At 33.8% G+C, this 12,817-nt stretch carries 11 protein-coding genes; 6 read left to right on the forward strand and 5 right to left on the reverse strand.

Annotated features, from left to right (window positions below; genetic code table 11):
• Positions 1-113 precede the first annotated feature (113 nt).
• On the forward strand, positions 114-1,325 hold the full coding sequence (locus ABD077_RS23775) for a hypothetical protein (RefSeq protein WP_343914702.1): 1,212 nt from the start codon (positions 114-116) through the stop codon (positions 1,323-1,325).
• 87 nt (positions 1,326-1,412) lie between these two features.
• Here ABD077_RS23775 and recQ read toward each other — a convergent pair whose 3' ends face one another.
• Positions 1,413-3,617 (reverse strand): DNA helicase RecQ, encoded by a 2,205-nt coding sequence (recQ, locus tag ABD077_RS23780; RefSeq protein WP_343914703.1) that lies wholly within the window; start codon positions 3,615-3,617, stop codon positions 1,413-1,415.
• Positions 3,618-3,850: 233 nt separating this feature from the next.
• Here recQ and ABD077_RS23785 point away from each other — a divergent pair, with 233 nt between their 5' ends.
• From ABD077_RS23785 to lptB, 4 genes are all read left to right on the forward strand, one after another.
• Positions 3,851-4,816 carry a KpsF/GutQ family sugar-phosphate isomerase gene (locus ABD077_RS23785; RefSeq protein WP_343914704.1) on the forward strand — a complete coding sequence of 322 codons (966 nt, stop codon included), beginning with the start codon at positions 3,851-3,853 and terminating at the stop codon, positions 4,814-4,816.
• Positions 4,816-5,652 (forward strand): twin-arginine translocase subunit TatC, encoded by an 837-nt coding sequence (gene tatC, locus ABD077_RS23790; RefSeq protein ID WP_343914705.1) that lies wholly within the window; start codon positions 4,816-4,818, stop codon positions 5,650-5,652. Before ABD077_RS23785 ends, tatC begins: the two co-directional genes overlap by 1 nt.
• The gene (locus ABD077_RS23795; RefSeq protein ID WP_343914706.1) at positions 5,649-5,999 is read left to right on the forward strand and encodes a carboxymuconolactone decarboxylase family protein; all 351 of its coding nucleotides are present in this window, start codon (positions 5,649-5,651) and stop codon (positions 5,997-5,999) included. The genes tatC and ABD077_RS23795 overlap by 4 nt, the downstream gene beginning before the upstream one ends.
• Positions 6,000-6,066: 67 nt before the next feature.
• Positions 6,067-6,813, forward strand: a complete 747-nt coding sequence (gene lptB / locus ABD077_RS23800) for an LPS export ABC transporter ATP-binding protein (protein ID WP_299609308.1) — start codon at positions 6,067-6,069, stop codon at positions 6,811-6,813.
• 12 nt (positions 6,814-6,825) lie between these two features.
• Here the strand turns inward: lptB and ABD077_RS23805 are convergent, their stop codons facing one another.
• Genes ABD077_RS23805 through ABD077_RS23820 form a run of 4 tightly spaced genes read right to left on the reverse strand, consistent with a single transcriptional unit; the run spans position 6,826 to position 11,572 of the window.
• Complete coding sequence (locus ABD077_RS23805; RefSeq protein ID WP_343914707.1) at positions 6,826-7,746, reverse strand: CapA family protein; 921 nt, start codon at positions 7,744-7,746, stop codon at positions 6,826-6,828.
• A gap of 23 nt (positions 7,747-7,769) precedes the next feature.
• Complete coding sequence (locus ABD077_RS23810) at positions 7,770-10,241, reverse strand: DUF3160 domain-containing protein (protein ID WP_343914708.1); 2,472 nt, start codon at positions 10,239-10,241, stop codon at positions 7,770-7,772.
• 13 nt (positions 10,242-10,254) lie between these two features.
• The gene (locus ABD077_RS23815; protein WP_343914709.1) at positions 10,255-10,800 is read right to left on the reverse strand and encodes a hypothetical protein; all 546 of its coding nucleotides are present in this window, start codon (positions 10,798-10,800) and stop codon (positions 10,255-10,257) included.
• A 13-nt stretch (positions 10,801-10,813) separates the two neighbouring features.
• Positions 10,814-11,572, reverse strand: coding sequence for a CDP-alcohol phosphatidyltransferase family protein (locus tag ABD077_RS23820; protein WP_343914710.1), 759 nt, complete (start codon positions 11,570-11,572; stop codon positions 10,814-10,816).
• A gap of 126 nt (positions 11,573-11,698) precedes the next feature.
• On the opposite strand from ABD077_RS23820, the gene ABD077_RS23825 reads away from it, so the two are divergent.
• A complete protein-coding gene (locus tag ABD077_RS23825) occupies positions 11,699-12,787 on the forward strand; it encodes a putative type IX sorting system protein PorV2 (protein WP_343914711.1) in 1,089 nt (362 codons plus the stop codon).
• Positions 12,788-12,817 lie beyond the last annotated feature (30 nt).

The following is a 12,817-nucleotide window of genomic DNA, read 5'->3' on the forward strand; positions in this document are numbered from 1 at the left end:
AAGCAATTCTAGACAACTCATTTATTTGATTGAAAGTTATTTTTAACGGAACAGATCTGATTTTTAACAAAAAAACTATATTTGTGGTTGCGCAAACTCAGATCGTCACACACATGAAATCTTTACTTAGTATTATAGTTGGTTTGTTCTTTATAACCACTATACAGGCACAAAGCATTTATGAAGCAGGTTATTTTGTAGATAATAATGGAAAACGTACAAAATGCTTAATCAAAAAACTTCCATGGAGAACGAACCCTACCGAATTCCAATGGAAAAAAAACATTTCTTCTAGTTCCAAAACTGCAACTATTGAAAACATCAAAGAATTTGGAGTTGGAGAAGATTACGTTTACAAAAGGTATATCTTGCAATTTGATCTTAATGGAGATACTGTTGGAAAATCTACGAAATCCAAAGATCCAGATCTTACTTATAAAAAGATATTTTTAAGAACCATCTTAAAAAGTAAAACCACGCTGTATCAATATTCTAAAAACAATGTACATCGTTTTTTCTATACGAATCCAACAACAGTATATCCAGAATTGCTGCTATATAAAGTATTCTATACTCCTGATGAAAGCAAAAAACCAGGAAAAAAAGTAATTCCTCAGGAAAACAACACCTACCAAGAGCAGCTAGCTAAAAAAATAAAATGTGGAGATCAAAACCCTTCCAAATTAACCTACACACAGAGAGATCTTAAAAAATATTTTAAAAAATACAACGAATGCAAAGGCAATAAAATTGAATATATCATTCGTAAAAAAATTAACCAAACAAGAATTGGTGTGGTTGCTGCTGCAGATCTTATAGGATTTACGCATGGCTCTAATCCTAATATCGGTGCTGCTGGTGGTGTAAATTACGACGATGTATTTGCTCCTCGTTATGGAGTTTTTATTGAAACCTTTATCCCGTTTTCTAAAGTAGATTTAAGTTTCTTTTTAGAATCTACCTACAAAGCGTTTACAATGGATGGTAGAGACTTTGCTATATCCAATAGCGCATTCGAACTGGATTATAAAAGTATTAATGTTGCCGTCGGACCAAGATTCCATATTTACCTAAGCCCTAAATTCGAACTATTCCTAGAAGGTGGACTTACGGTAGATTTTAATATCGGTACAGAATCTAATGTTTTTGAAGAAAATGAATTAGAAAATACAACTACAGATTATTTTTATGGTGGTGGTATTGGATCTGGTCGTGTAAAAATTGGATTCAGACAATACACTCCAAAAAATATTTCGAAAAGTACTGCGATACCAGATTCAGAATTGACCACTTCTAGTTTGTATGTATCTTTTAATATTTTTTAAGTCCAAAAAATGACCACAGAGTAAATGAAAAACAAAAAAGGATTATACATTTGGTATAATCCTTTTTGTGTTATAATATTTAAAATCTTAATTCGCTACTTCACTGATAAATTTGATACGATACAATCGTAGCTCTTCATCATCATAATCTCCATCAAACTCTTCGATTGCTGTATCAATTTTGTCACTTTCTGCTTCAATAAAATACTCATGTATTTCTTCCTGCTGATCTTCGTCTAATATTTCATCTATCCAATAGCTGATATTTAGTTTTGTACCACTGTAAACAATAGCTTCCATTTCTTTAATAAAATCTGGCATATCCATTCCTTTGGCAGCCGCGATATCATCTAATGGTAATTTTCTATCTACATTCTGAATAATGTAAAGTTTGATACCACTATTAGCCCCTGTACTCTTTACAACAAAATCATCAGGACGCATGATATCGTTTTCTTCGACATACTTAGCGATAAGCGCTACGAATTCCTTTCCGTACTTCTTAGCTTTTCCTTCTCCTACTCCATGCACATTTCCTAATTCTTCAATATTTATAGGATATTTAAGTGCCATATCTTCTAAAGAAGGGTCTTGAAAGACCACAAATGGTGGCACTCCTAATTTCTTTGCAACCTTCTTCCGTAGATCTTTAAGCATCCCTACTAATTGCTCATCAGTACCTCCTTTTCCTGCTGATTTAGCCGCAGTAATAATAGAATCATCTTTAGTTTCATCATACACATGATCTTCTGTCATCATAAAACTAACGGGGGATTCTATAAATTCTCTTCCTTCTTTAGTGATACGTATGACTCCATATGTTTCGATATCTTTTCGTAAATATCCAGAAACCAGTACTTGTCGTATCAATGCCATCCAGTATTTATCTTCTTTTGATTTTCCAGTACCAAAGAATGGTTGTTCATGGGTTTTATGAGAAATGATAAGAGCGTTACTTTTCCCAATTAGTGTATTTACTAGATCTTTGGACTTATATATCTCTCCGGTTTTATTTACAACTTTTAATAAAAGTTGTACCTCATCTTTTGCTTCGTGCTTCTTTTTTGGATTACGAACATTATCATCCATATCCGCTCCTTCTCCTGTTACTTCATCGAATTCTTCTCCGAAATAATGCAAAATAAATTTACGTCTGGAAATAGAAGTTTCTGCAAAAGCGACTACTTCTTGTAATAAAGCATGACCTATTTCCTGTTCGGCGACAGGTTTTCCGCTCATGAACTTTTCTAGCTTTTCGATATCCTTATAGGCATAATATGCTAAACAATGCCCTTCTCCTCCATCACGCCCTGCCCGACCTGTTTCCTGATAGTAGCTTTCGATACTTTTGGGGATATCATGATGAATCACAAAACGAACATCTGGTTTATCAATACCCATCCCAAAAGCGATAGTTGCTACTACCACGTCTGCATCTTCCATAAGGAACATATCCTGATGTTTTGCTCTGGTCTTGGCATCCAAACCAGCGTGATAGGGAACGGCTTTTACTCCATTTACTTCTAAAGTCTGTGCTAATTCTTCTACGCGCTTTCTACTTAAGCAATATACGATTCCACTTTTACCACTATTTTGCTTCACAAAGCGAATGATATCAGCATCGACGTTTTTCGTTTTAGGACGTATTTCGTAAAAAAGATTAGGTCTATTAAAAGAGGCCTTAAAGGTTTGCGCATTGCTCATTCCAAGGTTCTTAAGAATATCTTCTTGTACTTTTGGTGTAGCCGTGGCGGTTAATCCTATAATCGGGATATCCTCTCCTATTCTTTTGATAATATTTCTAAGATTTCTGTATTCTGGTCTGAAATCGTGTCCCCATTCACTAATACAATGTGCTTCATCTACCGCCAAAAAAGAAATTTTTTGTTCCTTTAAGAAATCAACGTATTCCTCTTTGGTCAATGATTCTGGAGCAACATACAATAACTTAGTAACTCCATTAACGATGTCACTCTTTACTCTTTTTACCTCAGATTTGTTTAAGGACGAATTTAACACATGCGCAATTCCTTCTTCAGAAGAAATACTACGAATGGCGTCTACTTGATTTTTCATTAATGCGATTAACGGAGATACTACAATTGCTGTTCCTTCGCACATTAAGGCAGGAAGTTGGTAGCAAAGGGATTTTCCACCACCTGTAGGCATGATTACAAAAGTATTCTCTTTATTTAAAATACTTTCTATCACCTTTTCCTGCAATCCTCTAAATTGACTAAACCCAAAGTACTTTTTTAAAGCTCCTTGTAAGTCAGTTTTGTTCAAACTCATTAAATTGTCAAACTTTTATATACCAATTAAATTAAAAATAATTCTATCACGTAAACCTTTTTCCCCAATTTAGATTTAGTGGATTGTTCTTTTTTAAAAAGTTACCAAAGATAAGCAAACTAAAATTTAGAAAGCTTTTTTTCAGCATTATTTAATATTCATAAGGTATTCTATACCTTTGCATAATTAAAGATACTAAAATCTTTATTTATAACACGCAAATTTTACAAATTTTGAACACCCTCGATACGATTATTTCCTTCGCGCAACAAACTATTAATGAAGAAGCTAGAGCTATTGCACATCTAGAACAACTTATCGATAAGGAATTTGCTGAAGCTGTGAATACTATTCATAATTCCAACGGAAGAGTTATTATTACCGGGATCGGAAAAAGTGCTATAATCGCCTCAAAAATAGTAGCTACCATGAATTCTACGGGAACTCCAGCTGTATTTATGCATGCTGCAGATGCTATTCACGGCGATTTAGGTAATATTCTTAAGGATGATGTCGTAATTTGCATTTCGAAAAGCGGAAATACTCCTGAAATAAAGGTGCTAGTTCCCCTAATAAAAAACTTTAACAATACTTTAATTGGTATTACTTCGAATAAGGAATCGTTCTTAGGAAAAGAAGCAGATTTTGTGCTACATGCATATGTAGAAAAAGAAGCCTGCCCTAATAACCTAGCACCAACGACAAGTACCACTGCGCAATTAGTTATGGGAGATGCCGTAGCGGTATCTTTATTACATCTTAAGGGTTTCTCTAGTAAAGATTTTGCAAAATATCATCCGGGAGGTGCGTTAGGCAAGAAATTATACCTAAGAGTACAAGATATCGTTTCTAAAAACGAAAAACCGGAAGTAGGTCCAGACTCCGATATCAATTCGGTTATTGTAGAAATGACCGAAAAGAGATTAGGTGCCACAGCGGTAACCGATAATAATAAAATTATAGGTATTATCACAGATGGAGATTTAAGAAGAATGTTAACCACAAACACTTCTTTTGTAGGATTAACTGCTAAAGATATTATGTCTCCTAATCCTAAGCGTATTGATATCGATGCAATGGCAGTAGATGCTCTTGATCGTTTAGAAGAATACGGAATATCACAATTATTAGCAGAAGAAAGAGGCAACTACGCTGGCCTTTTACATATTCATGACCTAATGCGAGAAGGAATACTATAATGGAAAAAAAGATAACAAAAGATCCACAATCCATGTCTTTTTTGGATCATCTTGAAGAATTGAGATGGCATTTAATAAGAGCTACCGTAGCCGTTTTGATAGCAGCAATTGTTGCATTTATTGCGAAAGAATTTATTTTTGATGTATTGATTTTTGGGCCAAAAAAGCCAGATTTCCCGACGTACAAAGGGCTTTGCAACCTTTCTAAACTTTTAGGTTTGGATGAAAGTTTGTGTTTCCAAGAGTTACCATTTAGTGTACAAAGTAGAAAAGTAGCTGGTCAGTTCTCGGTACATATCTGGACATCTATTACTGCTGGTTTTATAGCTGCTTTTCCGTATGTATTATACGAATTTTGGAAGTTTATTGCTCCTGCATTATATGATAAAGAAAGAAAATACTCTAAGGGGTTCATCATTATCTGTTCTTGCCTATTTTTTCTAGGAGTACTTTTTGGATATTATATTATTACTCCATTATCGATTAACTTTTTAGGAGGGTATCAGGTGAGTGCAGAAGTATTGAATGAGTTTGATATTGATAGCTATATCGCCTTAGTAAGAGCTTCGGTGATCGCTTGTGGATTGATATTCGAACTCCCTGTTATTATGTTTTTTCTTACCAAAGTTGGGCTTGTCACTCCTCAATTTTTAAAAAAATACAGAAAATTTGCATTGGTAATTGTATTGATTTTATCTGCGGTAATCACTCCTCCGGATATTGCAAGTCAGGTAATTGTTGCAATTCCAATATTGATTTTATACGAAGTAAGTATTATTATTTCTAAAATAGTGGTCAAAAGACAAAACAAAAAATTAATTCCACAAACCAAATGAGTACTATAGTAGACGATTTTAATGAATATAGAGAGAAAATGAACTCTCGAATTCTAGAAGATAACAATAAGATTATTAAAAGAATCTTCAACCTAGACACCAATGCTTACATGGAAGGTGCGTTGGATGTAAAAACAAAAGAGCTTTTAGGTTTAGTAGCATCTACTGTACTTAGATGTGATGACTGCATAAAATATCACTTAGAAACCTGCTATAAAGAAGGTTTGACCAAAAAAGAAGTGGTAGAATCTTTAAGTATTGCGACTTTAGTTGGAGGAACTATCGTTATACCGCATTTACGAAAAGCATATGAATTTTGGGATGCTTTAGAGGAGCAAAACTCATAAAGTTGCTCGTAGTCAATTTATTCGCTTATTTTAGCAACATCCAATATAGAAAGAAGTCATTCAGAATATGAAGTTAACAGCAGACAACTTAATAAAATCATATAAAGGAAGAAAAGTAGTAAAAGGGATTTCTCTAGAAGTAAATCAAGGAGAAATCGTAGGTTTATTAGGTCCTAACGGAGCTGGTAAAACAACTTCATTCTATATGATTGTAGGATTGGTAAAACCGAATGGAGGAAAAATATCACTTGATAGTACCGATATTACAAAGTTTCCTATGTATAAGCGTGCTCAGAATGGGATTGGTTATCTAGCTCAAGAAGCATCTGTTTTTAGAAAATTGAGTATCGAAGATAATATCCTTAGCGTTTTACAGTTAACAAAACTCTCTAAAAAAGAACAGTTGCACAAAATGGAATCTCTTATTGAAGAATTTGGGTTAGGTCATATTCGTAAGAACAGAGGAGATTTATTAAGTGGTGGAGAACGAAGAAGAACAGAAATAGCAAGAGCTTTAGCCACAGATCCTAATTTTATTTTATTAGATGAGCCATTTGCTGGTGTAGATCCAGTTGCTGTAGAAGATATTCAACGAATTGTAGCCCAACTAAAAAATAAAAACATTGGTATTCTAATTACGGATCATAACGTACAAGAAACCTTAGCTATCACTGACAGAACCTACCTTATGTTCGAAGGAAGTATTTTAAAAGCAGGAATTCCTGAAGAACTGGCAGAAGATGAAATGGTTCGTAAAGTTTATCTTGGACAAAATTTCGAGCTTAGAAAAAAGAAAATAGATTTCGATTCTTAGTTGCTTATAAAACTAATCTATAAGCCTTGGACTACATTTTTTGATTTCAAATTCCATATCTGAAACTAAAATGTGTTGCTTCTCTATTTTTAATTGAATTAGCAATCCCTTAGAATTTATAGGATTATGCTGATCAAAAATAAAATTACCTATACTATAGTAAATATGCTTTTCTTTATAAACTTCTATGGTTTGTATGGTATGTGGATGGTGGCCAATAATCACATCCGCCCCAGCATCGATTAAACTATATGCTTGCTGCTTTTGTGATATCAGTGGAACTTTTGTGTGTTCTGCTCCCCAATGCAACTGAACTATTACTACTGCTTCTGAATTATCTTTCTTTATGTTATGAATCTTGTCAGAAATTTCATCAAAAGAATCTTCGCAAACACAAGGCTTATCTTCTAAAAATGTCCAATTTTCTGAAGGAACCTGAAGAGAAGATAACAAATATATATTTCTAGGATTTGAGGTAATTAATATTGGTTTACATGCTTCTCGGGCATGCTTCCCATATCCCAAAGGAATTAAACCAGCATTTATAATATTCCGTTCTGTATCTACCAAACCATTTCTACCTTGATCCATGGAATGATTATTTGCCATATTCAAATGAGTGATCCCATGTTTTTTTAGTGCAAATAACCAATCTGGTTCCGCTCTGAAAATAAATTTCTTATGAATAGGTTCTTCTATTTTGGTAGCTGGACATTCTAAATTAGCGATAACCACATCGCTTTTTACAAAAACGCTATCTATCGATTCATGAAACAGAGTATCCATTCCCAAATGTTCAACTCTTGTCCTCACTCCACGATCTAATAACAAATCTCCAACAAAAACTATAGTAGTTTCGTCATCCGAATCACATGAAGAAAAAGAAACCAGGATTCCTAAACCTACAATTATAAATCTAAAAGAAAATTGCACTCTCCTGAGATGCTTTATTTTTTTTAACATCCCGAACTATAGAATATTTTCTCATTTGTTTTTGGAGCAGGAATTGGAACAATAATAGTTTTCATCCATTCAGGAATCCCTTTAGCTTGATTCTTGTCTATCATGTCCTGCCATTCTTCGTCGGTTAAACGATTCCCAAGAGGAAGATGAAATTCGTGATATCCAAATACCGCTCCTTTTGTGATATGCAAATACCCTTCAATCTCCACTAATACATACAAATCATTTACATTACCCGTAGCTACATGTAAAATCCCCTTATCAGGATTGTTCCCACTATTCGCTGTATATACATCTGCTACCACAGCGACAGATTTATCAGGTCCTTGTACATTATGCCATCCATCTAAATACTGATCTTTTTGCTTTACCAAATCTAGTGTAATCCATTCGAATGTACTACCTATGATTTCTATCTGACCATACTCCTGAATAGATAGTTTCTTTCCTGCTAGTTCTTTTTTACTTGCAGATAATAAAAACTCTGCGTTCTCTCTTAAGCTAGTGGTAATTCTAGAAATATTTGAATCCAAAAGTTCATTTCTTTCCAATACCGATTTAGTAAGATCAATTAATTCGATCACAGTGTTCCAGTAGCCAATATTAGGTTCTACATATCCAACTGTATAAGGACTTGGAACTCCTTCTCCATCTCCGCACTCTGCAGCCATTGGTTGTTCTGCATATAAAATAGAATCATGCTTTAATTCTGCCCAAGAAGCTAAAGAGGCATTTAAATTTTTCTTGTTCCATTCTGGAGTTTGCATGAAATAAGGATAACTATCATTAGCTTTTTGAAGCTCCAACAAACTCTGAATCCATTTTGTATAAACAGTAGCTCCAAAATCTACGGAACTCATTTCTTCTTGCATCTTAGTTAACAATCCAGGATATTCTTCCCACTTCTCTCCTTCTTTTAATTCATTAATCAATAGATCTTCTGCAGCTTTACTACCAAAAGCAGCCATTACATCTAATCCTTGTGGGTAAGCACGTTTGGAAACTTCACTTCTCAAATCCACCAAATTTTGAAGCACATCATTATCAGAAACGTATCGTTGTGGTATAAAGTTGATTTTTATCTTACAACTACCTCCACCAGATCTTATTTTATCTTTGATATCCGCAATTTTATTTACTTCGACTTTAAGGTTTTCTATACGCTCAGTATCTTGTAAAATAGCTTCCAAAGGAAGCTCTTCTTTTTCTAGCAACTCGGCTAAATCTAAGAAAGATACATTATCCGTTTGTCCAATAATGAAGTCTATAGGCTCCATGATTGCTTTATATTTCTTTAATGTCTCTTTCCCAAAATTAGAACTATTACCAAGAGCGTCAGCATTTACCAAAGCTCTTTTAAACTGAAGATCATTATTGAGACAAAAAGGAGCGGATTGCAACCACATCATTGCACAAAAATAACGTTTTAACGATTCTGTTCTAGTATAGTGTCCTCTTGGTTTAAACAAACTGTATGGAAACTGAACTTCAGTAAATTCCAAAAACTCAGAAATCTTATCTTCCTCGCTTTTAACGGCCAATAATTCATTCTCATAATGTTGTTCATATCCAGAAGGAACTTCAACCCTCGCATCGGTTAACAATGTATACGCAATTGCATAATACGTCTGATTAAATTTTGCCATTTCACTAAAAGCTTCATCTGAAGAAGTTTCAGCTAAACTTTGCATATCCTTAATCATGTTTTGGCAAATTTCTGATAGGATCGGAATAAATTGTTCTTCTTCAATTTTCTTAAGTATAAACCCAAAATACATGTGAAACAATTGCATATACATATCGGTAGTCACAAAATTTGGGAACTCTGCATAATCATTCTGTTCATACAAATGAAAAAACTGAATATTCGAATTAGGAACAATCGCAAATCCATTTTTAGCCAACATCTCCATCAACTCAGGAGCAGGCTTTTCTAATTGAAAAAGATTTACAATATTATCGATATTTGCCACCTTTCTATTTCCTTGGTCTGAGAGATTTTTAGTTTTTAACTCTTCTTCTCGCTTTTTTAACTTTTCGATAAAAACTGTTTCTTGAGATGAGTATGAAATGGGCTCAATATCTTCTCCTCCTTCTTCTGCCCAATACCTACTTTCCATTCTCTCATTATACCAACTTGTAGCTTCAAAAGTGTACCGGAGATCACCTTTCATAAAACAATATCCTTGTTTTGCCGCAAAACTGTTGCGTAATACTCTTATTTCGTACAGGGTTAATGAAGAAATATCCATCTGCAAATCCACATCCTCTCCTAATTTTTCTACATCTAGTTTTCCATTAACTATAACAGGATTATCAATTTTCTTAGTTTCTTCCTCATCTAGAGTTGTCTCGTCTATTTCATTAGATGTCGATACGATATCATTTTGCTTGTTTGTTTTTGTATCACTTCCACAAGCAATGAGAATTAAAAATACACTGATCAACAATAATTGTTTTTTCATAGTTCTTAAGTTGTTAACTTTTATTTCTTAGTATTTGTATAGCCTTTGCGCTATCTATTTCTCGATGCAGATATTTTGTAAATACCAGTCCAAACCGTTTCCATTTATATTCTGCGATAAGCACGTTACCACTTTGTTCTTTTTCAATACTTCTAATAAAGTTTCCTTCCTGAGTTTCTATAAAATCAAAATCTACTAAAGGTTTACTTAAACGAGAACCTAACCATAATGGTCGAACATATCCTTTGTAATTTTTGAAAATAAAAAGACGTTTTCGTTTTATAGAATCAAATCTTGTGGTCTTTATTACTCCCACTAATATATCGTCTTTTCCATTACCATCTACATCTCCATGCGTAAACTGATATACTGGATACGGTAATTCCCAATTATCCACTAAAGAATCGGAAGCAATCTGCACATAATGCAGTGAATCATGTTCTTTTATAAGAGTAATAATATGTTCTCCCGTTTTGAATGTAGTTTTGGTGGTATTCGAGCAGCTAAGAATAAGTAGGCTTACGAACAACAAAAAGTAAAACCCAACATGGTTTCTCATGATAATACGGAATCTAGACTGTATTTCCTTCCTTAAAAATCAAAGATATCAAAACATACAGCAATATTACTACAGGTATCGCGGTGAATTGAAGAAATATCAACAACAAAATCGCTATTAGTAAGAAAACATATCTAATTTTATTCTCCTGAAAACCCCATGTTTTAAACTTTAAAGCAAATAATGGAATTTCGGCATTAAGTAAGTAACAACTTACCAATGTTAGGCCTATTAAAAACCATTGATTCAAAATAATATCTGCAATCCATTCTGCAGAGTTGAAACTAAGAATTAAAGGCAAGCTAATAATAAGCAAGGTATTAGCAGGAGTTGGCAATCCAATAAATGAAGTCGTCTGTCTCGTATCGATATTAAACTTCGCTAATCGATACGCTGAAGCCAACGTAATAAGCAATCCTAAAATAGGTAAAAACTCTGTATAACCTTCTATAAAATCCTTGTCATAAACCTGATATCTAAGTACTTGATCTGAAGAGACATTATATACTTTTGCCATCAATTGAAACATTACAATACCTGGCACTAATCCACTTGTTACCATGTCTGCTAGCGAGTCTAACTGTAATCCGAGTTCACTTTGTACTTTTAGCAATCTCGCCGCTAATCCATCAAAAAAGTCAAATCCTATCCCAAGCACAACAAATAAGGCTGCCAACTCCAAATCTCCCTGTACAGCAAAAATCGTAGCAATACATCCACACAAAAGATTAAGAAGGGTAATGATATTAGGAATTTGCTTTTTCAGCTTCATATGGATATATTTTGTGTAAAAATAGCAAACTATTTCCGTCTATTAACATAGACTACACAATATGAAATCGTAAATAAAGTTTATAATGTTGAAAAATAGTAAGATATTTGTCAAAAATTGCTAGGATTGAAAAGAATTATAATCGCATTGTTTAGTTTGTCTGTGTTTTTCTCTTCAGCTCAAACTCGTAAATATTCCAATGAATTTCTGAATATTGGTGTGGATGCTGGGGCGTTAGGTATGGCTAATGCTGTTGTCGCTACTTCTGGTGATGTAAATTCTGGATATTGGAATCCTGCTGGATTGATCAATTTAGAAGACAATCAGGTTTCTTTCATGCATGCAGCATATTTCGCTAATATTGCTAACTATGATTACCTAGCTTTTGGTATGCCATTAGATGAAAAAAGTGCCATTTCATTTTCTTTGATTCGTTTTGGAGTAGATGACATTCTTGATACTACTAGCTTAGTGGACGCTGATGGTAATATTGATTATACCAGAATTAATCTATTCTCGGCGGCCGATTATGCCTTCACATTTTCATATTCAAGAAAACTACCCATAGAAGGTCTCAGTTATGGTGCTAATGCTAAAGTAATCCGACGTATTATTGGAGATTTTGCATCTTCATGGGGATTTGGTTTCGATGCTGCATTACAATATCAAAAGAACAATTGGCAATTTGGAGTAATGGTTAGAGATATTACCACTACTTTTAATGCCTGGAGTGTAGAAGAATTTGCTATTGGTGATCTTAACGGAGATGGTATTCCGGATGAAGATCAAATTCCACAGATAAGAGATCAGGAATTACCAGAAACTACAGAAATTACGATACCTAAACTTCAGTTTGGAGCCGCCAGAAAATTTGATATAGGAACAAAATTTGGTCTAAATACAGAATTAGATATGAATGTGCGTTTTGCTGAAACAAATGATATTATTTCATCTTCTGCAATCAGTGTTACTCCGGCTTTTGGTTTTGAATTAGACTATGCTCAAATCGTTTATCTTCGTGGAGGTGTAGGTAATTTCCAAAATATTGAGCAATTTGATGGATCCGATAACGTAGGCTTTCAACCAAATTTTGGAATTGGTTTTCAATATAAAGGCATACAGGTAGATTATGCACTCACAGACATCGGCGATCAAAGCGCTGCTATTTATTCTAATGTATTTTCTATAAAAGTAGATTGGAGTCTTTTTAGATAGCCTTTATACTATCATAACATTTTTTTAGCT

The sequence above is a fragment of the Aquimarina litoralis genome, from assembly GCF_039523995.1.
In the GTDB taxonomy this organism is placed as follows: Bacteria; Bacteroidota; Bacteroidia; order Flavobacteriales; family Flavobacteriaceae; genus Aquimarina; species Aquimarina litoralis.